1 protein-coding gene is annotated in these 259 nt (G+C 44.0%); it reads left to right on the top strand.

Annotated features, from left to right (window positions below; genetic code table 11):
* The coding region (locus UC75_RS21480) for an aminotransferase class III-fold pyridoxal phosphate-dependent enzyme (protein ID WP_228137327.1) at positions 1-259 on the top strand (259 nt) is incomplete at both ends.

The raw sequence follows: 259 nt of genomic DNA on the forward strand, positions 1-259 counted from the left end.
CAACGGTTATACAAATGAACCCGTTCTACGTCTTGCAAAACAACTCACCGAAAATACATTTGCAGACAAGGTTTTCTTCTGTAACTCAGGTGCTGAAGCCAACGAAGCTGCACTCAAACTAGCTCGTAAAGTTGGTTTAGACAGCGGCGTTGCTGGCAAAAGTGGCATTGTGGCATTTAATAATGCGTTCCATGGCCGTACTTTATTTACCGTTTCCGCGGGTGGTCAACCTAAATATTCACAAGACTTTGCACCACTT

Origin of the sequence: Acinetobacter sp. V2, assembly GCF_001188385.1 — a bacterium.
GTDB lineage: Bacteria > Pseudomonadota > Gammaproteobacteria > Pseudomonadales > Moraxellaceae > Acinetobacter > Acinetobacter oleivorans.